This window comes from Nocardia beijingensis NBRC 16342 (assembly GCF_001612785.1).
GTDB classification, from domain to species: domain Bacteria; phylum Actinomycetota; class Actinomycetes; order Mycobacteriales; family Mycobacteriaceae; genus Nocardia; species Nocardia beijingensis.
Map to the genome: position 1 here is coordinate 115,589 of NZ_BDBC01000031.1, position 23,801 is coordinate 139,389.

Below are 23,801 nucleotides of genomic sequence, written 5' to 3' on the forward strand. Positions count from 1 at the left end.
CGGGAGACTGGGTGGTGGCCGGTCGGCCCCGGCACGGGGCGACATCGCGCTCCGGAAGACGACCTGAGCAGCGCCGAGCCTGGCGGGAGTGTGGTCGATCTCGACGCGTTGCGGCGGAAACGAGCTGGTGAGGATGCTCCGGCCGCCGACATCCGGCGCACAGTCAAACCGCGCCGAATCGCAAAGGGTGCGAGCAAGCGATCGGGCGCCGAAGGTGAGCCCGACAGTGGCCGCAGCGGTGATCCCGACTCACCACGGAGGGATGGACCCGCTGGGCCACGCTGACACCGAACGCCGCGGACCTGTGGGGTGCGGCGGATCGCGGTAGCGGGTAGTGGGTCGTGCGCGAACTACTCTCAGCCGGGGATTCGGCCTCCTAACGACGGCGGGTACGCAGTTCATACTGGCGCTCGGCGTACGCCAAGTCGTCACGCCACAGCCGGGCCGCGGTGCGAGCCATCAGCGGTCGCAACACCGGCAGAACCCGGCGCGCGTACTTGAAACCCGGCCGCTCGGAGTTCGCGATCACGGCTTCGATCACCGCGGTGCGCGCTCGGCCGTCGGGGCCGGGACCCAGCGGGGTCGCGTGGGTCTCCACAACGCTTCCGGTCCCCTCACCGGAGATGATGCGCATGACGACGGTGCGCGGATCCGGGCAGGTGAATTCGGCCACGACCGGCACGCCGAGCCTGCGGGTGACCCGGAAAGTCACGGTCAGCAGGAACCGGTGGTTCTCCTCGGTGATGTCGCGCCGCGGCGGGGTCTGCGTCACCTCGAGGCGGGTGAACGAGTACGGATGCAACCATGCGCCATGCCAGGGATCGAGTCGGTTCGCGATGATGTCGCGGGGTTCGCACACGCCGGTAGAGCGGGTCACCGCGTGCACGGTGGTGTCGGCGGGCCGGGGGCCGATGATCGGCGCGTCGGTAGGTGTCTGCTCGCCGATCGTGTCCAGCCGCACCCAGACCAGCACGCCGTCGTCGTAACTCGGGTATGGGCACCATCGGGCGGATCCGGCCGCTTCCACCCGCAGTCCATGCCATCGGCAGATCAGTGCGGCGTCATCGATCTGCGCCTCGGCGAGGGGCGCACCCAGGTGCGGACACGCTCCCGGACCCACGTGCAAGAGGTTCCGCTCGTCACGCCAGGCGACGAGTTCGATCCCGCTGACGGTCGCGCTCAGCGGACGGTCGCGACCGACACTGCGACTGGCCGCGATGGTGTACCAGTTACCCGAGGGCTGCTGCTGTGACCATCGCATCGCCGCCGCGATCAGACCGGGGTCGGCATCCGCGTGGGTCGGCCGCTGGCGAGACCATTTCTCCGGCGCGAGCCGCCGTAAGGGCGCATTTTCCGGCCATCTCCCCAACCCATCGCGTTTACTCATCGCGTCCTCCGCGAGTGGCGAGTGTGCGCAGGATCGCCGAGCGGCCTTGGCTGGGGACCGTCTGCAAGGAGTGCCCGGCACCGGCCCACTGACGAACCAGCCTGTTCGCCGCGATCCACCCGGTGGTCGCGGCGCGTTCCATCAGAGCTACCGGCAGGTCGACGCGGATGCCATCGCCTGCCAGGACCAATCGCGGGTGCGGAGTCGAGATGCCGGGCCGTCGAGCGAAGTCTCCGGGAGCGAATCGTGGGCAATCCTGCCGCCACAGCATGTTCTCCCCCACGATGCGGGCTTCGGCCGTCTCGGGGTAGAGACGGTGCAGCCGGGCCAGCATCCGGCTGCGGACCTCGGCACGCGCGTCGTCGGGCGGTATCTCGTCCGCGACGGCGTACGCGTGCAATTCGATCACGCTTCCCCCGCTTCCGCGCGCCCAGTCCGCTGCTTGCTTCTCGTACTTGCTCACCACGCTGATGTTGTCGAGCGGATCCAGGTTTCCGGTGCCGAGGAAGCTCGGACGATCGGCGCGCATCGGCTGGTCCAGCCACAGGCGATGCACCGCGAAGGACGGTGCGACAGCCATTCGGGCTATCCGCGCACGCCATGGGCCGTCGCCGAGTGTCGGGGACGCGGCGACGATCCGGCGCAACCCGGTGATATCGGCGGCCAGGACCACCGCGTCGGCGGCCGTCTCGGCGCCGGTGTCGTCGAGCACCCGGAACCCGCGCGTCTCGTCGGCATCGATGCGGTCCACGCAGACGCCGGTGTGAATGCGGACGGTGCCCGGCCGCTCGGGCACGCGGGGCGCGGTGAGGTAATCCGCGAGCGGCGTCCACAGGCTGACGTCGAAATTGTCCTCGGCCACATCGAACAGCAGGCCTTCGCTGGAGCCCAGGAAATAGATGTGGAACATCGTCGCCAGTTCGGCGGCGGACATGTGCTGGGGGGCGACGAAGAAGCTGCGGGAGAAGACGTCGAACGCGAGGTGGCGGGCCGCTTCGGGGAAGTTGACGCGACGCAGGAACGTTTCCGCGTCCAGGTGATCGATCCGGCGGTAGATGTCCGGAACCGAGACCGCGGCCAGCGGAGCCGCGGCGCGTGGGTCCATACGAATCAGATCGCGCAGTCGAAACGTCGGGCTGCGCAGTGCGAAGGCGAGCGCGTTCCACGGTGGAGTGCTCGGAAGATGACGGAAGGTGTCGCGGCGACCTTCGGCGTCGATGAGCGGATAGTCGTCGAGTCGACGCAGCCTGCGCAGCTGCGGATCGGTACGCGCGAGCAATTTTCGGAGGTTGTAATACTGCGCGAAGAAGGCGTGGAAGCCGCGATTCATCCCGACGGCGCTGCGGTCGGGGAGCCGCTCGTTCCAGCCGCCGACCCGCCCACCCAGGTACCGCTCGCGTTCGATGACCTCGACGTGAAACCCGCGCTCGGCCAGCCCCGTCGCGGCCGCCAAGCCCGCGATACCCGCACCGACGACAACGGCGCGCGGGCGGCGACCGTCGCGGCCGACGTCCCTGTGCCCCGCGGCCGCGGGATACCGGACGCGCCGGGGATCTCCGCGGCGCCGAGCAGCTGACGCATCGGACCTCATCACCGCACACCTTCCTGCCGCTGCCTTGCCCGCTCCCAGGCCAGAAGTACCGAGGTCACCAAGACGAAGCCGAACAAAAAGTCCTCCACCGGGATATCCCAGGGGAATCGAAGCCCGAGGACGTGGTCCGGGTTGTACCGCACGATCGGCGCGTCGAGCCGGGTCAACCACCCGTCGACGGGGATCTGAAAACTCAGGACGATCAGCATCGTCAACCAGTAGCCGGGTCGCCGGAACAGCCCGGTCCGCAACAGCGTGCACTCGACCAGGCACACCACCACGACCGCCGTGACGACGGGCAGCGTATATCCCCAACCCGCCGCGTTCATCGTCGCGGCTCTTCCGACAGGCTTCCGCTGCCGCGGTGGCGAGCGACGCCGAGCAGCGTTTCGACCGCGTTGTAGGTCAGCAGCCCGCACAGTGGGATGACGAGGAAGAACAGCAGTTCTTCCAGCGGAATAGCTCCGGGCAGGAACACACCCAGCAGATAACGCGAGTTGTAGTCCCACACCCCGCCGGCGATCGCCACCAGGTCCCAGACGACGAACAACGTCACGATGGGCAGCAGGGCGCCGAGCAGCAGCCGGGGCCTGCGATAGACACCGGCCCCGAGGAACTCCAGCGGAGCGGTCAGCGCCAGACAGGCGATGAGAACGAAGAGATAACGCCAATGGTCCATCGCAACCACCTCACGTATGTTCGCGCGCATCGGCGGCATCGCGCGGTGATGCGGATGTGTCCGCTGTCGCGCGGCCTGTGTTCGACCGAGCCGGTCCGGCAGGCCGCCGCGCCCACCACGCGCGGAGCTGGCCCGCCGCGCCGACCTGTAGTCTTCGACCGGTTCCGACTCGGGCACGTCGGCCGAACACTTCGAAATCCGCGGCTTCGATGCGGTCGAGTATCTCTGAGTACAGCGTCGCCGCCGTCGTCACGCATGGCCGCGAGCGAGGTGCCAGCAATGCGATCCCCTCCCGCGCGTGAGCGTAGATCTGCCTGGTGATCGCGTGTTGTGCCGCCAACGCGCGGCGCACTCGCGGCTCGCTGCGGCGATGTCGGCGGCACCAGCACAGCAACTCCCGGTCCACACCGTGTGCGGCCAGTTCATCGGCGGGCAGATACACGCGGTTACGAGCCAGGTCCTCATCGACATCGCGGAGGAAGTTCGTCAACTGGAAAGCCTTGCCGAGGGCGGCGGCGTACGGCGCGGCCGCCGCCGTGTCCGTGGCGCCCAGCACCGGCAGCAGCTGTAGCCCGATCGCCTCCGCCGATCCGTAGACATAGCGGTCCAGCGCCGCGCGGTCCGGGTAGTCGGTGACCGAAAGATCCAGACGCATCGAGGCCAGGAACGCGCTGAACAGATGGTTCGGTATCCGATAGACCTGCGCGGTGTGCAGCACCGCGGCCAGTACCGGATCGCCACCGGTGTCCCCGGTTTCGAATTGCCGTGCGAGTGTGTCGAGTCGGGCCGTGCGTTCGGTGGTCGACGACCGCGGGGCGAAGTCGTCCAAGATGTCGTCGGCGCGCCGTGCGAACCCGTACAGCGCGTGCACGGCGGGACGCTGATCGGGTGCGAGCAATCGAGTGGCGAGGAAGAAGGTCCTCCCATGGCGAGCGTTGAGTTCCCGGCAGATCCGATACGACCGCCGCAGTCCCGGCCCCGCGATGCCCGCGGCGTCGAGTTCTGTACGCATCATGTCCGTCTCCTCAACAGCCGAAGGGCGAGCATCGGGCAGCACCGTCATTCCTCGTTTCTTTCCGCCGGATACCGTTGCCGGGCGGCCGGTGCGGGTACGGCGGGCCGCCGACCTGATGTCACTTCGGACAACACAGCCGCGACCGTGTCGAAGGGGGACCGGTTCCCGATCTCCGACGCCAACCGGTTCGCCGCGTCACGGAAGCTGCCCGAACTCAGCACCCGGTCGACCGCTGCTGTGATGGCAGCGGGCTGTGGCCGTGCGGTGCCGAGATTGATTCCCACGCCTGCGTATGCCACGCGGGCAGCGGTTTCAGGCTTGTCCGCAGTATCGCCCGCGACGATCAACGGCACACCATGGCGCAGGGCTTGGTTCACCCCACCGTAGCCACCATTCGTGATCATCAGATCGACGCGCGGCAAGAGACGGTCGTACGGGATGAAATCGGCGGCATATGCGTTCGCGGGCAGCGGCCCGAGCGGTGTGTGGGAGCCGCCGGTGCACGCGACGACCAAGACATCGGGGCGATGGCTCAAAGCGGTCAGGGAAGGGCGGAGCAACTGATCGAAATACCGGTTGTCCCATGTTCCCTGGGTGACATGGACGATCGTTTCGGCGCTTTCCGCTGTGGGCAACCGACTCGGCATGGCGGCATCCATGGCCGCAGGCGTCGGAATTGGTCCGGTGAACACCACCGACGGCGGCAGATCATGTCGCGGATATTCGAATCCGGGCACAGTGAACTGCATTATCCGATCGGCGAGCAGAGGCCAGTCGAGCAGGAAAACCGGCGCGGGCCCGACGCCGAGTGCGCGCAGCATTACATCGAATGTCGCCTGAACACCACGAAAGAGCACCTGTTGTACAAACCGGTTCATGGACGTGTAGTCACGACCCGCTCGCGGCTGCCATCCGGTCCCGAACGGCGGGCAGTCCGCACTGGACAGCATCAACGGAACGACGCCGCAGGCAATCACCGGCGGGCGTTCCCGCTGCGCCAAGAGCAGCGGAACGGCCCCGGTGAACATCACATCGACCAGGACGGCATCGAAGTCCGCGCGGTTCAGCTCAGCGCACAACGCACGGTGCTGGGCGGGGAGCGGCGCGAGAAAGGCGGACTGCAACTCCGCTCGGCCGATCCGCCACCGCTGAATCAGACCGGACGCCCGACCACGCGGCGGTGCGGCGCGGACCACCTCGGCATCGCGAGGAAGCTCGGAGAATTCGATACCGCGCGCTCGAATGGATGCGCCGAACGCGGCTCCGGTGAGCAAGCGAACCTGATTCCCACGTCGCCGCAAATCGGCCGCGACAGCCTGCATGGGTGCCACATGCCCGGATATCGGACTCGCCGCCAGCAGGTATCGAGCCATATCCGGGTTCCTTCGCTGCTCTCTCGAGACATCGCAATGGGTTCAAGCGTGGCCGCCGTACCGGTCGTCGGCTCCATATCGCCGACTCGCGCCCATGGGTTTTCTTATCCGCGCGATTTCGGGTTCACCGTGAAAGCAAATGCGGGTGCGCACCCGCACATCCAGATCGATTGTGTCGCATTTTGACGAGGTATCGGATCGAACGCGAAGAAGACACGCCGATTCGGCGCGGCTAGCAACGCACCCTCCGGAGCGTGCTCGGCGCAGCGGACGGCCACGCGAGGCCCGGGGAAGGTCAGGCTCGGCGGGGGGCGACGAGGCCGGATTCGTAGGCCAAGACGACCAGCTGGGCGCGGTCGCGGGCGTGCAGCTTGGTCATGGCCCGGCTGACGTGGGTCTTGGCGGTCAGTGGGCTGATCACCAAGTGCTCGGCGATCTCGTCGTTCGACAGGCCCCGGGCGACCAGCGTGACCACCTCTCGCTCGCGGTTGGTCAGCTCGGCCAGACCGGGAGCCTCCCTGGAGTCCAGTGGCCGGCTGACGTACCGGTTGATCAGTTTGCGGGTGATCGACGGCGCGAGCAGCGCGTCACCGCGGGCCGCGACCCGCACGGCGTACAGGAAGTCCTCCGGATGAATGTCCTTGACCAGGAACCCGGCCGCACCCGCGCGCAGGGCGTCGAAGACGTACTCGTCCAGGCCGTAATTGGTCAGTATCACCACGTGCACCCCGGTCAAGGCCGGGTCGGCGGCGATGCGCCGGGTCGCCTCGATGCCGTCTGCAACTGGCATCTGGATGTCCACGAGTGCGATGTCGGGGTGGTGTTCGCGGGCCAGCTCGACGCCCCGCGCGCCGTCGGCGGCCTCGGCCACCACCTCGATATCGTCCTCCGCATCGAGCAGCGCGCGGAACCCGCTACGGATCAGCGCTTGGTCGTCGACGAGCAGGACGCGGATCACCGGGCGCGCTCCACAGGTAGCTCGGCACGGACGGTGAAACCGCCCTCGCCGCGGGGCGCCGCGTGTAACCGGCCACCGAGGGCGGTGACCCGCTCGCTCATCCCGAGCAGCCCCACGCCGGGCACCGGTGTGGCGTCCGGTGTGGCTCGGCCGTCGTCGTCCACTCGGATCACCAGGGCGTCGGGACGGTGTTCGATGTGGACCGCCGCGGTGCGGGCGGCGGCGTGCCGGGTGATGTTGGTCAGCGATTCCTGGACGATCCGGTAGGCGGTCCGGTCCACGGCCGCGGGCAGGGCCTCGCGCTGCCCCTCGATCGTCAACCTCGCGTCCAGGCCGGTCGCGCGGACTCCGTCCACCAGCGCAGGCACGTGATCGAGCCCGTGCGACGGTTCGCGGTCATCGCGCAGGGCCTCCAGTGTGGCCCGCAGCTCCCGGGATGCCTCGCGGCCTGCCGCCAGGATCGCCAGCAGCGCCTCGGGGACCTGCTCGCCGCGCCTGCGAGCCAGATGTACGGCTACCTCGGCTTGCAACTTGATCACCGAGATCTGATGGGTCAGGGAGTCGTGCAACTCTCGCGCGATATACAGGCGTTCCTCGTCGGCTCGCCGCCGCGCGGTCTCCTCACGGGTGCGCTCCGCCTCCTCTGCCCGCCGCTCGGCCTGCCGCAGCGCTTCGCCCGCCGCGCCGGCGGCGACCAACCACGCCAGTTGCAGGACGCCCCGGGTCTCCACGAACGCCTCGCCCATGAGGAGCCCGCGCGGTGCGATCAGCAACGCGAACGGCATGACGAGCACCATGAGCACCGACCCCGCCACGGCCGCCACTCGGCGCCCCGCACGGAACGCCGCGTACACGGCGAACAAGAACGCGACCGCGGGCACATCCACCCCGAGGGCCTGGTATGCCAGCGCGGTCACCCCCGTCACCGCCAGCACCACGACCGGCGCCCGGCGGCTCGCGGCCAACGAAAGCCCGCCGACGACCAGCAGTACCCACCCGGCCGGCGGCCCCGACAGCCCCGAAACGAGCTGGAACACCGCGACGCCCACCGCGATCGCCCAGTCCCGAAGCCGTTCCATGGCTGCACCCTAACCCGATGTCCGCACGGGGAAGTCGTCCACGGGAATGATCACCATCTACCGCATACGCAGTACTTCCGCTGGTTCCTACGCCCTCGGTGGCAGCGTGAAGTTCCTGCGTGCGCAGGACGACCGGAAGTGGTCCGGCAGAGAGGATGGGCTTCGCCCCAGTCGTCGAAGAAGGAACACGTCATGTCCGTTTCCCATCTGCTCGCCACCTCGGAGGTCCTTGCCCAGGCGGGCAGCTCCGGGTTGACCCCCGGGCGCTTCTGGTCGCTGGTCGGTGTCGCGCTGGGGCTGCTAGGAGTCGTCACCGGCGTGCGCGTCCTCATCCACCGCGCTGGACGCCGCGGGGCGATCACCGCGCTGACTGCCGGAGTGACCGGCCTCGCGCTCGGCGGACTGGTGGTGGCCGCCGCCGAAGGCGGACCGGGCACCGGATACGGAATCGTCGGCGGCTTCGTGGCCTTGGCCGTCGGGCTGGTCGCCGCCATCCTCGGCACGGTCGCCTTGAAGAGGAACCCGTTGCCCCGGTGACCGCCCGCCGCCTCCGCGCACCGTGGCGATGTGGCATCGGCCCGGAGCCTCCGTAAAACCCGTTGGCGGGCCACGGCGGCCCTGCTAGCCTTCCGGAAGCCGTGCCAGAGAACGAGGAGGTGGTACCCGTGAACGCTGTATCTACATGGGTGCTCCCCTCTGGGGTCACGGTCGGGCGATAGGTCGTCCGGGAGCGCCGCTCGAGAGCACTCCCGAAAGGCACGACCATGCAATTCACTTCCGAACGACGTCTCGACGACGGCGTCCTCGAACGCGAATTCGCCCTCGGCGACATCCCCGGCATCCTGTGGACGCCCGAATCCGCTTCCGCACCGGTGCCGCTGATCCTGATGGGACAACCCGGCGGACTGCGTCGGATGTACCCTCGGCTGGTGGACAGAGCCCGGCACTCCGTAGCGGAGGGCTTCGCCGCGGCCACGATCGAACTCCCCGGCAGCGGTGACCGGCCCCCGTCGGCTGCCGCCGAGCAGGCCCGAGCCGACCTGCGCCGGGCGTTGGAGGGAGGCGGCCCGGTCGACGACGAGATCGTCGACCGGCTCGTCCTCCCACTGGTCGAAAAGGCGGTCCCGGAATGGCGGGCCGCCCTGGATGCCCTCCTTTCGCTGCCCGAGATCGGCGGCCCGGTCGGATACTCGGGCGGGGTGATCGCCATAGGCATCCGGCTGGCGTTGGTCGAGCCGCGCATCTCGGCCGCCGCCCTGTTCGCCGGAAGTTTCGTGCCCCGCGGCATGTTCGAGGAGGCCCGGCAGATCACCATTCCGCTGCACGTCCTGCTCCAGTGGGACGACGAAGGAAACGACCGGCAGATGGCCCTGGACCTGTTCGACGCCTTCGGCTCCGAGGAGAAGACGCTGCACGCCAATATGGGCGGGCACACCGGCGTCCCGCAGTTCGAGGGGGACAACGCGAACCGGTTCTTCGCCCGACACCTGAAGTGACGCCGGGCTGTCGGACCGGCAGCAGGCACAGCCGCCCCGGCCATCGGCGATGCCGGCCGGTCGGGGCGGCGCCGCACATCCCCCGCGGTCGACACCGCGGGATACCGAGTTCATGGCGTGCGCGGGAGTGCGATCTCGGCCGCACCGATGAATTCCGGGTGGGTCCTTCGTCAATGTCTCTGGATGGACCGAAGGAGATGATCATGGGCCTCCCATGGGCGGCAGACAGGTGATCTCACAGATACGGAGAGGGACCAGGCATGACGAGACCGTTTCGATTCGGGGTTGTTGCCCCGCTCAGAACTGATCTGCCGACGTGGCTGGCCCGCGTGCGCCGCATCGCCGATAGCGGCTACTCGACATTGCTGATGCCCGACGTCCCGCAGTGGCAACCGGCGCCAGGCCCCACGCTGGCCACCGCCGCGGCCCTCACCGACCTGCGCGTCGGCACTTGGGTGTATGCCTCCCCGCTGCGCCCGCCCTGGATGACGGCGTGGGAAGCGCACTCGCTGTCCGAGCTCACCGGCGGTCGCTTCGAGCTGGGCATCGGCACCGGCAGGCCAGGCATGGAAAACGAGCTCCGCGAGAAAGGACTTCCAGTCGTCCCGCCGAACGAGCGGCTGGCTCGAGTGCGTGAGACCGTCACAGCGCTGCGAGATCTCGACGGCCCCGACCGTCACACCCCTGTGGTGATGGCCGTACGCGGCCCGAAGGCACAGGCGCTGGCAGCCGAGGTCGCCGACACAGTCACCTTCGCACTGATGCCGGACGAGTCCCGGGCCGAAGTCACCCAGCTGGCACACGATGTCAGCGCGCTCGGTGACCTCGAACTCGCGTTGCACGTACCGATCATCGGCAACACGGTCGCGCCGTTCATGGCGCCTCCCGATACCGACCCTGCCGCGCTTCCGGTGGACTCGCTGGCCATACTTCCGGAAGACCCCGCGGCCGCCGCCGAGGAAATCCAGCGGCGACGGGAGGAGATCGGCTTCTCCTATTTCGTCTTCGGCGCCGACTTCGCCGACAAGTTCGCTCCGGTCGTCGCCGAACTCGCCGGACGCTGATCGAGCGGCGAGGGATGACGCGAGGACATACCCGATCGACCACACCCGAGGAGAGCATCATGACCGCCACGTACACGTTCGACGTCTTTTCCAGCCTCGACGGCTACGGCGGCGTCAGCGGGGGCGACTGGGGCGGCTATTGGGGCAAGCAAGGCCCTGAACTGCTCGACCACCGCCTCGCCTTGTACAACCCGGAGCAGCGGATGGTATTCGGGGCCAATACGTATCGGGCATTCGCACAACTGTTGGCCTCGGGCGCCGAGGACTCCGTGCGCGACCCATGGGTCACCCGGATGCGGGATCTGCCGGCGACGGTCGTGTCGACGACCCTGCACGGTCCTCTCGACTGGCCGGACGCCACCGTCGTGAGCGGTGACGCCGTCGAGGTCGTCGCTCGGCTCAAAGAGGAGTCCGAGGTGCCGTTGCGCTCGCACGGCAGCCTGTCGATGAACCGATCGCTGATGGCTGCCGGCCTGGTCGACCGCGTCCAGGTGACGCTCTTCCCGGTCATCACCGGCCAGACCGGCGATGACCCGATCTTCCGGGGTGCGGCCGACTTCGACCTCGAACTGATCGAGAGCCGCACGCTCGACGGCAACATCCAAGAGCTCATCTACCGGCCCGCTCTGCACATCTGAGCACATCCATGCCCGTCGCGCGGCGGAACCCGACCCGCGTCCCGGTTCAGGACGCCGTTCGCGATCGCGCCTGCGCGCTTTCCACCACGAACTGTGCCGCGCATATCTCGCGGTCAACAGTTGAACGGGAGCCACGACTCCGGCAGCGCAGTCGGTTGCACGGGCGCGAGCGCACCACAGATCGCCGCCGCATCGGGTGGAGCTCTATAGGGTGGCGATGCGTTGGTGGACCGAAATCGGGGGATGTGATGGCACGCAGACGTTTACGACGGTTCGCGATCATCGTCGCGGTGGCCTGGACGGCCACCAGTGCTATCGCGGCGCCGGTCGGAGCCGCACCCGGCTCGGTATCAGTCGATGCTGTGGTCGTGTCTGTACCTTCCCCCACCGGCAGCAACCCTGTCGGCGTGGCCGAGCTTCACCTCACCGACCCCGGCCGCACCGACCCATGGGACGAAGGCCGCCGGGAAGTCCTGGTTCAGATCTGGTATCCGGCGCAGGACTCGGGTGCTTCCGCTGCGGCGGCCTGGATGTCGCCGGGCGGACGGGAGGAACAAGCCGACTACCTGGCCGAACTCGGCGTACCTCGAGACCGCTGGTCGCTGGGCCCGAGTCACAGCTACCCGAATCGACCGGCACGCGAAGGAGTCGGCCGGTTCCCGGTGTTGTTGAACTCCCCCGGTATGGGCGATGCCACCGGCTGGAGTACCGCCCAAGCCGAGGACCTGGCCAGTCACGGTTATGTCGTGGTCGCGATCAACCATACGCACGAGGCGTTCTCCGTCCACTTCCCCGACGGACGGGTCGAACACACTGTTGTCCCGCTGGATTCGCCGCAAGAGGTCCTGCGGGATGTCCTGCTTCCGACGCGGGTGGCCGACACCCGCTTCGTGCTCGATGAACTTGTGGCGGCCGCCACCGGACAGAGCTCGCACACCGGCAGGCGCCTGCCTGCGGGACTGGCCGAGCACATGGACATGACAAAGGTAGGGATGTTCGGGCATTCGCTCGGGGGATCGACCACGGTGCAGACGTTGCACGACGAACCCCGGATCCGCGCCGGCGTCGATCTGGACGGACCGATCCTCGGATCGGTCGCCACAGAGGGGACCGACAAGCCACTCCTCATGCTCGCCAGTGGCACGTCTCCCTGGTACGGCAAGCCTGGCTGGGAGCCCCACTGGCTCCACAACACCGGCGTGAAGCTGCCTCTTCGGGTGTCGGGCACCGAGCACATGTCCTTCTCCGACCAGCAGACTATCCTGCCTCAGCTGACCGCTGCCGGGCTGCTTTCGGCAGAGACAACGACGAAAGCGGTGGGCGCGATCGACCCCCAGCGGTCGATCGACCTGCAACGGACCTATCTGCGCACCTTCTTCGACGCCGTCTTCGGCCAGAACGACATCAGCGTCATCGACGCGATCACAGCTCTGGCCCAACCCGAAGTCCTACCGCACCTGTGACTGCCGCGTCCCGGCGAATCACGAGCTGTGGACACGGGCACTGACGTCCTCGGGGCCTCGCAGTGGATCGGCGAACATCAGTCGGTGCCAATGGTGATGATCGTTCTGCCGCGGGTGCGCCGCTCGGGGCTGAAGGCCGCGGGAGCCTCGGCCAGGGAGCGGACCGTGGTGACGAGTGGGACCAGTCGGCCCTGATGGAGGCGGGTGGCGAGTTGGGCCAGTTGCTCCCGGTTGGGTTCCACGACGAAGAAGATGGCCCGGCCGTCCTCAGGGTGAATGGTGGGTGGGCCGGCGATGGTGACGAGGGTGCCGCCGGGGCGTAGGAGCGCGGTGGACCGGTCGCGGATGTCACCGCCGATCACGTCGAGTACCACGTCGACCGCCCCGGCGTCCTCCAGGACTCCGCCGTCCAAGTCGATGAACTCGTGGACACCCAGATCGCGCGCCGCGTCCTCGTCGGCGGCTCGGCCGGTGCCGATGATCCGGGCTCCCGCCTCATGGGCCAGTTGCGCGGCGACCGAGCCGACGGCGCCACAGACTCCGTGAACGAGGACGGTTCGGCCGGCTGCCAGGTGGGCGTGGTCGAACAGGGCTTGCCACGCCGTCAGGCCGGAGATCGGCAGAGCGGCGGCGGCGACATGGTCGACGTCGGCGGGGAGCGGGACCAGGTTGCGGGCTTCCACGGCGGTGTACTCCGCGAGCGAACCGTCGCGCGCCCAGTCGGTCGGGCCGAAGACGCGCTGCCCCACCGTGAGGCCGGTGGTTCCGTAGCCGACCTCGGCGACTACGCCTGATAGTTCGTGACCGGGGACGCTCGGGGTGCGGTCGCGGCCGGCGCGGTCGGTCCACGTCGCCGGCCAGTCCAGCTCGCCGCGGGTGAATCCGGCAGCGTGAACTCGCACGATCACGTCGTTCTCAGCGGCGTGGGGATGCGGCAGATCGGTCAGGGTCAAGCCGCCGATGCCGGCTTCGCGGTCCCGGACTGTGACGGCTCGCATGGCGGTCCTTCCGGTAGTCGTAGGACTGATCGGTTTCGACGGTACGCACTCGAGTTCGCCCGCGGCGGCCACTCGGGGGACTCGATGGGCCGCCAGCAGCATGAATGCCCACGCATCGTGCCGTCGCAACGCAGCCTCCGCGCCGTACTGTCGAAGCATGGGTGATCTGGACGACCTCGTGATTCCCGAGACGGCCGCCGCATCGGCCGCCCTGGAGGTGGCCTCCGCTTACCACTCCACCGCCTTGCTGAACCACTCGCACCGCGTCTACGTCTGGGCGGCCGCCTACGGCAGACGGCAGAACATCCGGTACGACGCCGAACTGCTGTTCACGGCCGCGATGTTCCACGACCTCGGCCTGGCGCCGGAGTTCGACAGCCACACGGTTTCCTTCGAGCAGGCCGGAGGCCATGTCGCCCGGGTGTTCGCCACAGGCGCCGGTTGGCCGAGTGAGCGCCGCGAACACCTCGGCGAAGTCATCGCCAGGCATATGGACGACGTGGACGTGGCAGACGACCCTGAAGGCCACTTGCTGTCGCGGGCGGCGACGTTGGACGTCGTGGGAAAGAACGTCGATGATTTCAGCCCCGCCTTCCGTGCCGAAGTACTCCAGCGGTACCCCCGGCTCGGATTCGCCGACGAGTTCCTTGCCTGCTTCCAGATTCAGGCCGACCGGAAGACGGGCAGCTCTGCCGCACGCGCGATGCGATCCGGCCTCGCCACGAGGATTGCCGCGAATCCCCTGGTCGCCGGTTCCGGACACACGCCCGAGGAAAACCCCAGGAGGACGTCCGCGTACCGCAGTCGTTAGGGAAAGACTGCGAGCCACACTGCCCGCTGACGATCGCGGTTTGGCGAGGATATCGACAATTCGCAGAAGTCTCGTTCGCTGACAAATTCTGAAACTATTTCGCAACGAGTGAATATCGAGCATTCAGGAGATGCCCAGCAACCCCGACGAGGTACGACAGTTCGCCTGTTCATGTACGCACTAACACGGCATGGCGGATGGCCCGGCCTGCTAAGCTGTGCACGTGCGCGCGCTGCCGTGCGGCGGTCGGTATTCGGGCCAGGTCTGCGGCGACTGTCGCAGGCAGCGGTACGCTCGCGCGGACATCGTTCGAACCCGCGTCGACTGTGATTCTGATGAAGTAGCCCGCGAGTGGCGAGGGGATCGGCCGAGCAATTGGCCGGTATCACCCGGAGTCCGTGATGACGTTCGCCGAGAGTGCCATTGGAGCCATCCCGCTGAAAACGGAGGCGACATGACCACAGGTGATCGGGATTGGTCCAAGCCGGCGGCCGTGGCCATTCCCAAGGAAGGATACTTCGAGCTGGAGCAGGGGCGGTACGGGCCGATATTCCCCCGTACACCGGCGAATTACGGCTTCTCGATCATCGCGCGGGTCAAACCCGGGCGTGAGGCGGCGATCCGGGAGTACGGTAAACAGATCGAGGCCGCGGTCGCGGAAGACCCCACGGTGCTGGCGCCCCTGCGGTTGCACTACCTGCGGTGGGTGCTGTTCGACATCGGTGACGGGCTGTACTTCCAGTATCAAGGCATCTTCGACACCGACTTCGACAAGTACGTCGAGGACGCTGTCGCTCTGTTCGCGTCGACAGGAATCACGACCGTGTTCGTGAACCTCGAAGGCTTCCCCGAGGACTGGAAGACCAATACCGCTGCGGTCGTCGAGTTCTTCCGTGAACATCAATGCCCGAGCTTCCTGGAATACGGCGAGTACCCGTACGTGACCGGGGAAGAGATCAAGAAGGCACTGCGGATGAAAGCGGCGTTCTCCGACATGCTCGACCAAATGCAGTAGCACAGCGAGGTTCGTTGATGCTCGAAGTCGACGATATACAGCACATCGTGCTGACCCGCGTCCCCGCGCTGACCGGTCGCTACGAATTCCTCTCGTTCGCCGGTGGCGACGGTGCGCGGGCGTGGCTGTCGGCCATGGCGGATCATGTCGCTTCGGCGGCACAGGCGCAGCGCGGCATCGGCACCGACCGCCGATGGGTGACACTCGCGTTCACCTGGGCCGGGCTGCGCGCCCTCGGCGTGTCCGAGCAGTCGCTGGCGACGTTTCCCGAGGAGTTCCGACAGGGCATGGCGGCACGGGCGGACATCCTCGGTGACCTCGGGCTGAATCACCCCGACCACTGGGTCGGTGGATTGGCCGGTGACGAGCTGCACGCGATCGCCATCCTGTTCGCCCATGACGATGCCGAACGTGTTCGCTGTATTCGAGCGCACGACGAACTCCTCACCCGATGCGCGGGAGTGACGGTGCTCTCGTCGCTGGATGTGGCGGCCGTGCCGCCGTTGGACTACGCACACGACCATTTCGGCTACCGCGACCGGTTGTCGCAACCGGTGATCGAAGGCTCCGGTGAACAGCCGACGCCGGGCACGGGCGCCCCGCTCCGAGCCGGGGAATTCATCCTCGGATATCCCGACGAGGCCGGTCCTCCGGCCGGATTGCCGCAACCGGAGCGGTTGTCGCGCAACGGCAGCTACATGGCCTACCGGCGCCTGGAGGAACACGTCGGGCGATTTCGCGATTTCCTGGCCGAGCACAGCGACACGCCCGAGGAGCAAGAGTTGCTGGCCGCGAAACTGATGGGTCGCTGGCGAAGCGGCGCCCCGTTGGTGCTCGCCCCCGAGAAGGACGACCCCGAACTCGGGGCCGATATGCAGCGCAACAACGATTTCAACTACAAAGAGATGGACCCCTATGGTTACGCGGCGCCACTGGGTTCACACATCCGCAGGTTGAATCCGCGCGACACCGCGGTGAACATGCAACGGCGGCGCTTGATCCGCCGTGGCGCAACCTACGGACCGCACCTGCCCGAAGGCGTTCCTGATGACGGCGCCGAACGTGGCATCGCGGCCTTCGTTTTGTGTGCGAGCTTGGTGCGTCAATTCGAGTTCGCCCAGAACGTATGGATCAACGACAAAACCTTCCACGAACTCGGCAACGAGCGCGACCCGATCATCGGCAATCAAGACGGAACTCTGGAATACAAGATCCCTGAGCGCCCGATTCGCAGGACCATCAAGGGATTACCGGCGTTCACCACTCTCAGGGGTGGCGCGTACTTCTTCCTGCCCGGTCTTCGCGCACTGCGTTACCTCTGCACCCGAACCGACGACGAGGTGGCCCCATGAGCACCAGCACCACGGCGCGCACCTACAACCAGTCGCAAGTGCCACGCCCCCACACGTCCGGCAATCGCCGCTTGAGCATCTACTGGACCTGGAGCTATCCGTGGGAAGCCCAGCGCAATCCCGCGGAGCTGGACAACCGCTTCTCCACCATGACCGAAGTGCGCCAGGCCACCTGGCCCGCCTACGAGACACCCGAATACGACACGGCGCACTTCCTGCAAGGTATCGCAGGAACGCTGGAACTGTTCCACCGTGGAACGCTCACCTTTCAGCAGATCGCCGCGGAGGCCACCGGCCATCCCGTCGCGGTCTACCAGCGCATCGATCAAGCCGGGTTCGAGCTTCCCATCGACGAACGCGTCCTCGGCGACACCGACACTCTGATGATCTTCGGCCTCGACCACGTACTCGGCCAGGCAGCAGCCTCACCGGACGAGATCGCCGCCATCGACGAGTGGCTACAGCGCGAAGACACCTGTCTGCTCCTGGCGCCCCACCACGACGTCGGCTGCACCGACGACCTCAGGCAACGCCAAGTCGAACACGACCACCACCGCGACCCGCTGGTGCCACGCCAGCAACGCTTCAGCGCCTATACCCGCTCACTGATGAAAGCCCTCGACGTTCCGGTGCACAACAGGTACGGACTGCGTCCCGCCGTCGTGGAGGACACGAAATCCATCGCCCCGCTGACCACCTTCCGCGACCTCGATGCCCTGCATCTGCTCGACGACGTCACCACATTGAACTTCCATCCCCACCTCCCGCACTATCACCTCACCGCACCCACGAGCGAGTCCGTGCGGTTGCTCGCCCGTCAGCCCATCGACCTCGAACGGCCCCATCCGTTCACCGCCGAGGGCAACACCGAATTCAACGCTCTCATCTGGTTGCCGCCCACCGAACGGCGCGCCGGCGACATCATCGTCGTCGACTCGACGAATTTCACCACGTTGTTCGGAGGAACCGAGAGCCTGGTCAACTTCTGGCGCAACATCGCACTCATGAAATGACACCGCAGCACACCCGCATCCGCCAACAGAACCGATCAGAAGAGGTGAACGGCAATGTCAGCAACCGATGACCATTCCGTCAAGCAGGCAGTCGCCGCCACGACGTCGATCGGCGCCGCGGTTCTTTTGCTCGCGGCCGGCATCCTATCGATCTTCCAGGGCATCTCCGCCCTCTCCAAGGACGACATTCTCGTGTCCGGGCCCAACTACACCTATGAGTTCAGTGCCACCACTTGGGGCTGGATCCATCTCGTTCTCGGGATCTTGATAGTGATCGCGGCGGTCGGGCTGATCGCCGGAGCCATGTGGGCGAGGGTGATCGCGGTGTTTCTCGCCGCGCTGTCGATCCTGGCCAACTTCCTCTGGCTGCCGTACTACCCGTGGTGGTCGACCGTCGTGATCGCCTTGGACGTCGTCGTGATCTGGGCGGTGACGACCTGGCGGCCCGGCCGGATCTGACCTGAGAGTCATCCGGCGGCTCGCCCTCGAGCTGCGGCATCGTCGTCCGTTTCGAGTTCTCCCTGCTGCCGGATGCGGGCAGGGCGAATCAACAGTTCCAGCGCGAGCAGCGCCAGTAGTGCGCCGAGGACGATCCACACCACCACCAGCCCGGTCGGGTAACGCCAGAAGACCAGCAAGAGCGCGGCGATGCCGAGGATCGCCCAACGCAGCGCCGCGCGGGCTCGGAAAGCCCACTTCTCCACGGGATTCGGCGGACGTGATCGCCGCAGCCGCTGCACCCCGTCCATGCCTCGGCCGAATCCGCGGCGCACCGCGGCGGCCGAGGCCGAGTTCCCGGCCAGGTATGCGCCCAGTGCGATCGCCAGTCCGAGCACGGCGACCCCGCGCAACGCGGTCCGCAGCGGAACGAGAACCGTGTCGATGATCGCGGTGGCTGCCCCCGGGGACAGGACGTCGGCCGGGATGTCGTCCAGATACAGTGCGCGTGCCACGATCAACGCGATGGCCAGGATCAACATGCCTGCCGCCAGCGCGAGCCCGACGAAGACCAAGGCGAGCCTGCGACGACCGGGAGGCGCCGCGGCGATCGCGGCCACGGCGGCCGCGATCGTCACCCACGGCAGCACTGCCGCGGCTTTGTCGAGATTGTCGACCGCGCGCTGCGCCCGGACCAGTTCGGGAGATCGGAACAATACGAATTGTTTGTCCACCGCGGGGATCTTCTCGGCGAAGGTGAAACCGCGGTCGAGCAGCCGGGCTTTGACGTTCTCGATCACCGTGCGCAGCGAGAGAGTGACCGTGCCGTTCTCGTCGACGTTCACCGACTCGGGGCCGACGTGCCCGGTGGCCACCGCCACCAAGGTGGTGTGCGCGGCGCGGTTGGCTTGCAGCCACAGGTCTTCGAATTGATCGCTGCGCACGAAGGACAGCACGGTGTCGTGGACGAAGTCGCGGGCCTGCTGCGTGATCACCGGTGCGAGCCCCTCGACCGCCCGGTCCACCCGCGGCCGGTTCGCGGTCGCAGGCACCGCGTCGGTCAGCGCGGCCAGCGCATCCGCGGTCAGGCCCTCGATGTCGACGCGGGCGAAGATCTCGTCGGTGATCGTGTCGGCGACTTCGGTCTGCAGTACCGGATCCGAGCCCAGCGGCGCCACCGTGCTCAGGTACCGGTTGGTGTCGAGTATCTCCCCGCGCACGAACCGCGACACCACCGTGGTGATCGCCAGAACAGCGACCAGCACCGTCAAGATCGCCACCGCGGTCCAGCGCCACCCATGCCGCGGCGAGCGGCGAGCCCGGCCAGGCCCTTTCCCCCGCAGGTTCGCCACCTCGGCACGCAGCCGCTCCAACTCGGCGCGTTCGTCGACGGTCAACTTGCCGCCGGGCGTGTCGTCTCGCGCATCCGCAGCCATCGGTACCCCTTACTCCAAGAACGGACACGGGCGGTTGGCCGATGTCACCGAACCGACGGTCTCGGTGGCCTGCACGCCTGATCTCCGTCGGTGACCTCCACCGCGGCAACCGTCATCGCGCGGTGGGTTGGCGGCGCCGCCCCGTCTCGGGCGAGGGCGGCGCCGCCCGTCTCGGCGGAGCGATCCGCCGAGGGCATGGTGGGCTGAGCGTTACCTTCGGCTATACCCTTTCGAGGCAAGATATTCGCGTATAAGAAAATGCGCTGATACACGCCGGAGCGGATTCCGTCAGGGCGTCCGCGTCCAGTCGAAAAACAGCGACCTGGGGACGATCAGAGGCGTACGCTGAGACCGACAGTAGCACCACCGAGCCGATGATTCCGGGGTTCTCCTCGAACGGCGACAATTGATTCGATGCAATTCAGAGCCGGGTTCTGCAAGAGAGTCGGATCGATGCGACTCCCTTTCTCGTGTCAGAAAGAGGGCGATGGTGGCCGAAAACTCCCATCGATTATCTCGTGATCGAATTCCCCGCCGACGGCCCCCCGGACGGGTCGGCCTTGCCCACCTCGGTCTCGAAAGCTCCTTACACGCCACTGTCCGCCTGTCGAGGGGCGGTGGGTCTCCCAGCAATGGCGCGGGGACTCACCGCTCCGGCCACGGAAGACCGAGTTCAGCCGTCTCCGCCGATGCCGGCGAGTGTGGTTCGCAGGCGGTCGGTGTCCGTCGCGGTCCATCCGGGCGGCGAGAGGATCGCGCTCCAGGCGTCGGCGATATCGACGACGTAGGTGTGTCCATGTCCGTCGGGGACGTTGGTCGACACCGCCATGTCGGCCGCGACCTGGAAAAACGTCACGAACGGGTACCACCGGGTGCTGTCGAGCACATCGTCGCCACGTTCCTCCCGAAGCCAATCCGGCTTGTTCAACAGCAGTTTCGGTGACCACCAGACGATCGGATCGGAGGCGTGCTGCAGATAGACCATCCGTGGCCGTCCCCATGGGGCATCGGGGCGTGCCAGATCCTGGGGCGCCCGTGCGCCGAAGCGGACAGTCCGGCCGTCCTCATAGATGGGCAACCGCTCCGGTGAGCCCGGATCCCGGTTCGTTGTGACGTCGGTCCATATCCGGTTGGCGTTGGGCGGTCCGGTGAACAGCACGCCGTCGGTGCGCATCTCGACGTCGTCGACGCCACCGAAAGCGCTTTCGCCTCCGAAAGAGCCAAGGCTCTCCCCCATCACGACGAGTTTCGGGCGAGACTCCGGCGGCAGCTTCTTCCACTTGTCGTACACCGCCCCGAATTGCGCCTCTCCGGCCTGGCGGGCCCGTTCCTTGTCCACCAGGAAGGACAGCCAACTCGGCAGATAGGAATATTGAAGTCCCACGATCGCGGTGTCACCGCTGTACATGTATTCCAGCGAAGAAGCCAGACTTTCGTTGATCCAACCGGTACCGGTGGTGATCGCCACGGCGACCACGGCACGGTCGAACCCGCCGGCACGTTCGAGTTCGTCAGCTGCCAGTTCGGCATTCTCCCGAATGGAGTCCCCGCCGCTGGCCAGCCCCGCGTAGGCACGGATCGGTTCCACCGCGGGGCGACCACCGTGAAACGCGGACAGCTCCTCGACCGTCGGGCCGCGCGAGATGAACGCACGACCTTGACGTCCCAGGGAATCCCAGGAAACCAGTGAGCCGGGACCACCCGAACGCAGCGGCGAGACCGGCGGGGCATCCCCCGCCTTGGTTTCCTGATTGAGGGACGCGAACGAATCATTGAGCGCGGACATGATCACGCGCACCGCTGCCCCGTTGACGATCGTCACCAGAAGCGCCACCGCGAGCACGCCGATGACGGTCGCCGAGAACCGCCGCGGCACCGCTCGACCGACTTTGCGCTCGACCCAGCGCACCGCGTGTAACAGCACCCGTGCGAGCGCGACCAACCCGACGTACAGCATGGCCGCCAACACCACTATGAGGACATAGCCCCACCAGGGGAAGTGGGCGGCGTTCATGAGTTCTCGCAGCTGCGATTGCCAGTTGCCGAACCACACGAGCATCGCCGCGGTTCCGAGCGACGCGATCACCACGGCCGCCCGTCGTACGACTGTCTTCACCGGGGGCGGCGGCTCCCGCTGGACCAGGTAGCGAACGAATTTCGACGCAAGAAACCCTAGGCAATAGCCGATTGCCGCCGATATGCCGGTAACCAGTCCTTGGAAGAATGGCCCGCGCGGCAGAAGGGTGGGAGTCAAGGAGAGCCACGCGAACAGCACCGCGACAACCAGCCCGCCGAACGCGTATCGGTCTGGCAGCCAGCGACGACGCTCGTTCGAGCGAACTGAACCGGATTGACGGCCAGCTGCACCGTCGGCCACCTCGGTCGGCACACGACAAGCCTAGCCGCAGTGTCGGTATTGCTGGGCAGTTGCGAGCGTAGAAAATCGCGTCGCCTCCGTTGCACGAAGCTACGGTGTCGGCGCCGTTCGGCGGACCAGGCGTCCGGCGTCGCGTCCTTGGCCCTGCCCCGCGACCGATACCTGCGACCGCATATCCCGGCTCCGTGTTTCGCCGTCCCGAACCGTCGGTCCCGCGGCTCGACGGCATTACGCGGTCGCGGAAGCGTGCCGGGGCAGCAGCGCCCCGGCGACGAATCCCACCGCTCCGATCGCGGCCAAGACGATCATGGCGGCGGCGTAGGCGTGGCTCGTGAGCCCGGCTACGAGAATGGTTCCCGCGATGGCGGTGCCGAGCGAGGAGCCGAGATTGGACACGCTGCGCGACAGTCCGGAGATCTCGCCCTGCTGGTCCTCGCCGAAACTGGACTGGACGACATTGACCGCCGGGGTCAGCATGACGCCGAGTCCGAGCCCGATCAGCAGTAGTCCTGGGGCGAACGCCCAAGGGTTCACGAGCGACCCGGCCAGCGCGAGCAGGACGCCGATGCCCGCGATGGTCACGAGGAATCCCGCCATGATGAGGGTGCGCTGGGCGCGCCGTCGCGCCAGCCGGGCGGCGGCCAATGACGACACCAGCAATCCCAGGGTGGCCGCCGTGAAGATCACACCGGTCTGAATCGCGTTGTAGCCCCGCACGACCTGCAGGTACGCCGCCACGACGAAGGATGTTCCCATCAACAGCAGCCACTGGATGTGTTCGGTGATCAAGCCGAGATTGGAGGTGCGGTTGTGGAACAAGCTGGTCGAGATGAGTGGCTCGCGTCCGGATCGCTCCCTGGCACGGATATGGAGGTAGAACCACCCCAGCACCACCAGGCCGAGCAGGAGCAGGACGAACATGACCCAGCCGTTGTCGTCGGCCGCCAGGATGCCGGCGACGAGCAGGATCAGACCGGCCGCCGACAGAACCGCGCCACCGATGTCGAAGTCCCGGGTCGGGTCCGGCGGCAACGGGTCGGCGATGCGCCGGCCGAGCAGCACGATCAGCGCGACCACCAACGCTTGGAACGCGAACGCGGCTCGCCAGCCGAACGCTGAGGTGATGACTCCGCCGAGCAAGGGCCCCGCCGCCGCACCGATGCCACCCAGCGCCATGATCGCGCCGAACGCTCGCGCTCGCGAAGTCGTTTCGGTGAACAACAGAGTGGTGAGGATATAGACGGGCGGGATCAGCATCGCGGTGCCGATACCCTCCAGAATCGAGTTGCCCAGGATCAGCACACCCAGTCCGGGAGCGAGCGCACTCAGCACGGCACCGACGCCGTAGATCATCAGGCCCAGCTCGAAACAGCGTTTACGGCCGTAGCGGTCGGTGAGCTTGCCGCCCGGAATCATCAGCGCCGCCATGACGAGCAGGAAGATCGTGATGACGATCTGCACGCCCTGCGCGGTGGTGTTCAAGTCGGCGCTGATGTCGTTGATCATCACGTTCATGTTCGAACCGGCGAAGCTGCAGATGAACTGCGCGAGCGCCAGCGGAACGAGCGCACCGCGGGGCGGGCTGACCACAGCGGGACCGGACATCCGCCTGTTCGGC

23 protein-coding genes are annotated in these 23,801 nt (G+C 67.2%); 11 read left to right on the top strand and 12 right to left on the bottom strand.

Annotation, left to right across the window (positions count from 1 at the left end; genetic code table 11):
- Nucleotides 1-376: 376 nt before the first annotated feature.
- The 6 genes from NB3_RS18935 to NB3_RS36250 are packed head-to-tail and all read right to left on the bottom strand — an operon-like array spanning nt 377 to nt 5,493.
- Nucleotides 377-1,387 carry a Rieske (2Fe-2S) protein gene (locus tag NB3_RS18935; RefSeq protein ID WP_067804914.1) on the bottom strand — a complete coding sequence of 337 codons (1,011 nt, stop codon included), beginning with the start codon at nt 1,385-1,387 and terminating at the stop codon, nt 377-379.
- Nucleotides 1,380-2,978, bottom strand: a complete 1,599-nt coding sequence (locus NB3_RS18940; protein ID WP_067804917.1) for an FAD-dependent oxidoreductase — start codon at nt 2,976-2,978, stop codon at nt 1,380-1,382. Before NB3_RS18940 ends, NB3_RS18935 begins: the two co-directional genes overlap by 8 nt.
- A complete protein-coding gene (locus NB3_RS18945) occupies nt 2,978-3,307 on the bottom strand; it encodes a lycopene cyclase domain-containing protein (RefSeq protein ID WP_067804920.1) in 330 nt (109 codons plus the stop codon). The genes NB3_RS18940 and NB3_RS18945 overlap by 1 nt, the downstream gene beginning before the upstream one ends.
- Nucleotides 3,304-3,657, bottom strand: a complete 354-nt coding sequence (locus NB3_RS18950) for a lycopene cyclase domain-containing protein (RefSeq protein ID WP_067804922.1) — start codon at nt 3,655-3,657, stop codon at nt 3,304-3,306. Before NB3_RS18950 ends, NB3_RS18945 begins: the two co-directional genes overlap by 4 nt.
- A gap of 10 nt (nt 3,658-3,667) precedes the next feature.
- On the bottom strand, nt 3,668-4,672 hold the full coding sequence (locus NB3_RS18955) for a phytoene/squalene synthase family protein (RefSeq protein ID WP_084823473.1): 1,005 nt from the start codon (nt 4,670-4,672) through the stop codon (nt 3,668-3,670).
- 44 nt (nt 4,673-4,716) lie between these two features.
- Nucleotides 4,717-5,493, bottom strand: coding sequence for a glycosyltransferase (locus tag NB3_RS36250; protein ID WP_307695060.1), 777 nt, complete (start codon nt 5,491-5,493; stop codon nt 4,717-4,719).
- Between NB3_RS36250 and NB3_RS36255 the strand changes: the two genes are divergently transcribed.
- On the top strand, nt 5,383-6,231 hold the full coding sequence (locus tag NB3_RS36255) for a hypothetical protein (protein WP_244891975.1): 849 nt from the start codon (nt 5,383-5,385) through the stop codon (nt 6,229-6,231). The genes NB3_RS36250 and NB3_RS36255 overlap by 111 nt on opposite strands.
- Before the next feature lie 109 nt (nt 6,232-6,340).
- Here NB3_RS36255 and NB3_RS18965 read toward each other — a convergent pair whose 3' ends face one another.
- Nucleotides 6,341-7,003, bottom strand: coding sequence for a response regulator (locus NB3_RS18965; protein ID WP_067804928.1), 663 nt, complete (start codon nt 7,001-7,003; stop codon nt 6,341-6,343).
- Nucleotides 7,000-8,082 (bottom strand): sensor histidine kinase, encoded by a 1,083-nt coding sequence (locus NB3_RS18970; RefSeq protein WP_067804931.1) that lies wholly within the window; start codon nt 8,080-8,082, stop codon nt 7,000-7,002. Before NB3_RS18970 ends, NB3_RS18965 begins: the two co-directional genes overlap by 4 nt.
- Before the next feature lie 192 nt (nt 8,083-8,274).
- Between NB3_RS18970 and NB3_RS18975 the strand changes: the two genes are divergently transcribed.
- From NB3_RS18975 to NB3_RS18995, 5 genes are all read left to right on the top strand, one after another.
- Nucleotides 8,275-8,619, top strand: a complete 345-nt coding sequence (locus NB3_RS18975) for a DUF6223 family protein (RefSeq protein WP_067804934.1) — start codon at nt 8,275-8,277, stop codon at nt 8,617-8,619.
- Between the two features lie 227 nt (nt 8,620-8,846).
- Complete coding sequence (locus tag NB3_RS18980; protein WP_067804937.1) at nt 8,847-9,578, top strand: dienelactone hydrolase family protein; 732 nt, start codon at nt 8,847-8,849, stop codon at nt 9,576-9,578.
- A 260-nt stretch (nt 9,579-9,838) separates the two neighbouring features.
- On the top strand, nt 9,839-10,642 hold the full coding sequence (locus tag NB3_RS18985) for an LLM class flavin-dependent oxidoreductase (protein ID WP_067804940.1): 804 nt from the start codon (nt 9,839-9,841) through the stop codon (nt 10,640-10,642).
- Between the two features lie 59 nt (nt 10,643-10,701).
- The gene (locus tag NB3_RS18990; protein WP_067804943.1) at nt 10,702-11,280 is read left to right on the top strand and encodes a dihydrofolate reductase family protein; all 579 of its coding nucleotides are present in this window, start codon (nt 10,702-10,704) and stop codon (nt 11,278-11,280) included.
- 8 nt (nt 11,281-11,288) lie between these two features.
- Nucleotides 11,289-12,743, top strand: coding sequence for an alpha/beta hydrolase family protein (locus NB3_RS18995; protein ID WP_084823474.1), 1,455 nt, complete (start codon nt 11,289-11,291; stop codon nt 12,741-12,743).
- A gap of 77 nt (nt 12,744-12,820) precedes the next feature.
- Here the strand turns inward: NB3_RS18995 and NB3_RS19000 are convergent, their stop codons facing one another.
- Nucleotides 12,821-13,741, bottom strand: coding sequence for an NADP-dependent oxidoreductase (locus tag NB3_RS19000; protein WP_067804949.1), 921 nt, complete (start codon nt 13,739-13,741; stop codon nt 12,821-12,823).
- 157 nt (nt 13,742-13,898) lie between these two features.
- On the opposite strand from NB3_RS19000, the gene NB3_RS19005 reads away from it, so the two are divergent.
- The 5 genes from NB3_RS19005 (at nt 13,899) to NB3_RS19025 (ending at nt 18,391) form a co-directional block, all read left to right on the top strand.
- Nucleotides 13,899-14,552, top strand: a complete 654-nt coding sequence (locus tag NB3_RS19005) for an HD domain-containing protein (protein WP_067804952.1) — start codon at nt 13,899-13,901, stop codon at nt 14,550-14,552.
- A gap of 454 nt (nt 14,553-15,006) precedes the next feature.
- Complete coding sequence (locus tag NB3_RS19010; RefSeq protein ID WP_067804955.1) at nt 15,007-15,567, top strand: hypothetical protein; 561 nt, start codon at nt 15,007-15,009, stop codon at nt 15,565-15,567.
- 17 nt (nt 15,568-15,584) lie between these two features.
- Complete coding sequence (locus NB3_RS19015; protein ID WP_067804957.1) at nt 15,585-16,919, top strand: Dyp-type peroxidase; 1,335 nt, start codon at nt 15,585-15,587, stop codon at nt 16,917-16,919.
- Nucleotides 16,916-17,932 (top strand): hypothetical protein, encoded by a 1,017-nt coding sequence (locus NB3_RS19020; RefSeq protein WP_067804962.1) that lies wholly within the window; start codon nt 16,916-16,918, stop codon nt 17,930-17,932. The genes NB3_RS19015 and NB3_RS19020 overlap by 4 nt, the downstream gene beginning before the upstream one ends.
- 54 nt (nt 17,933-17,986) lie before the next feature.
- The gene (locus NB3_RS19025) at nt 17,987-18,391 is read left to right on the top strand and encodes a DUF7144 family membrane protein (RefSeq protein WP_067804965.1); all 405 of its coding nucleotides are present in this window, start codon (nt 17,987-17,989) and stop codon (nt 18,389-18,391) included.
- Nucleotides 18,392-18,399: 8 nt separating this feature from the next.
- On the opposite strand, the gene NB3_RS19030 is transcribed toward NB3_RS19025, so the two are convergent.
- From NB3_RS19030 to NB3_RS19040, 3 genes are all read right to left on the bottom strand, one after another.
- Nucleotides 18,400-19,806, bottom strand: a complete 1,407-nt coding sequence (locus NB3_RS19030) for a hypothetical protein (protein WP_067804967.1) — start codon at nt 19,804-19,806, stop codon at nt 18,400-18,402.
- Between the two features lie 673 nt (nt 19,807-20,479).
- A complete protein-coding gene (locus NB3_RS19035; protein ID WP_067804969.1) occupies nt 20,480-22,195 on the bottom strand; it encodes an alpha/beta hydrolase in 1,716 nt (571 codons plus the stop codon).
- A gap of 216 nt (nt 22,196-22,411) precedes the next feature.
- Nucleotides 22,412-23,788, bottom strand: coding sequence for an MFS transporter (locus NB3_RS19040; protein WP_067804971.1), 1,377 nt, complete (start codon nt 23,786-23,788; stop codon nt 22,412-22,414).
- Nucleotides 23,789-23,801: the final 13 nt, after the last annotated feature.

Excerpts from the sequence above, each read along its gene's own strand:
- NB3_RS18935 (WP_067804914.1), bottom strand. The coding sequence starts at position 1,387 with ATGAGTAAACGCGATGGGTTGGGGAGATGGCCGGAAAATGCGCCCTTA.
- NB3_RS18940 (WP_067804917.1), bottom strand. The coding sequence starts at position 2,978 with ATGAGGTCCGATGCGTCAGCTGCTCGGCGCCGCGGAGATCCCCGGCGC.
- NB3_RS18945 (WP_067804920.1), bottom strand. The coding sequence starts at position 3,307 with ATGAACGCGGCGGGTTGGGGATATACGCTGCCCGTCGTCACGGCGGTC.
- NB3_RS18950 (WP_067804922.1), bottom strand. The coding sequence starts at position 3,657 with ATGGACCATTGGCGTTATCTCTTCGTTCTCATCGCCTGTCTGGCGCTG.
- NB3_RS18955 (WP_084823473.1), bottom strand. The coding sequence starts at position 4,672 with ATGATGCGTACAGAACTCGACGCCGCGGGCATCGCGGGGCCGGGACTG.
- NB3_RS36255 (WP_244891975.1), top strand. The coding sequence starts at position 5,383 with ATGTCGCGGATATTCGAATCCGGGCACAGTGAACTGCATTATCCGATC.
- NB3_RS36250 (WP_307695060.1), bottom strand. The coding sequence starts at position 5,493 with ATGCTGCGCGCACTCGGCGTCGGGCCCGCGCCGGTTTTCCTGCTCGAC.
- NB3_RS18970 (WP_067804931.1), bottom strand. The coding sequence starts at position 8,082 with ATGGAACGGCTTCGGGACTGGGCGATCGCGGTGGGCGTCGCGGTGTTC.
- NB3_RS18975 (WP_067804934.1), top strand. The coding sequence starts at position 8,275 with ATGTCCGTTTCCCATCTGCTCGCCACCTCGGAGGTCCTTGCCCAGGCG.
- NB3_RS18980 (WP_067804937.1), top strand. The coding sequence starts at position 8,847 with ATGCAATTCACTTCCGAACGACGTCTCGACGACGGCGTCCTCGAACGC.
- NB3_RS18985 (WP_067804940.1), top strand. The coding sequence starts at position 9,839 with ATGACGAGACCGTTTCGATTCGGGGTTGTTGCCCCGCTCAGAACTGAT.
- NB3_RS18990 (WP_067804943.1), top strand. The coding sequence starts at position 10,702 with ATGACCGCCACGTACACGTTCGACGTCTTTTCCAGCCTCGACGGCTAC.
- NB3_RS18995 (WP_084823474.1), top strand. The coding sequence starts at position 11,289 with ATGCCCGTCGCGCGGCGGAACCCGACCCGCGTCCCGGTTCAGGACGCC.
- NB3_RS19000 (WP_067804949.1), bottom strand. The coding sequence starts at position 13,741 with ATGCGAGCCGTCACAGTCCGGGACCGCGAAGCCGGCATCGGCGGCTTG.
- NB3_RS19005 (WP_067804952.1), top strand. The coding sequence starts at position 13,899 with ATGGGTGATCTGGACGACCTCGTGATTCCCGAGACGGCCGCCGCATCG.
- NB3_RS19010 (WP_067804955.1), top strand. The coding sequence starts at position 15,007 with ATGACCACAGGTGATCGGGATTGGTCCAAGCCGGCGGCCGTGGCCATT.
- NB3_RS19015 (WP_067804957.1), top strand. The coding sequence starts at position 15,585 with ATGCTCGAAGTCGACGATATACAGCACATCGTGCTGACCCGCGTCCCC.
- NB3_RS19020 (WP_067804962.1), top strand. The coding sequence starts at position 16,916 with ATGAGCACCAGCACCACGGCGCGCACCTACAACCAGTCGCAAGTGCCA.
- NB3_RS19025 (WP_067804965.1), top strand. The coding sequence starts at position 17,987 with ATGTCAGCAACCGATGACCATTCCGTCAAGCAGGCAGTCGCCGCCACG.
- NB3_RS19030 (WP_067804967.1), bottom strand. The coding sequence starts at position 19,806 with ATGGCTGCGGATGCGCGAGACGACACGCCCGGCGGCAAGTTGACCGTC.
- NB3_RS19040 (WP_067804971.1), bottom strand. The coding sequence starts at position 23,788 with ATGTCCGGTCCCGCTGTGGTCAGCCCGCCCCGCGGTGCGCTCGTTCCG.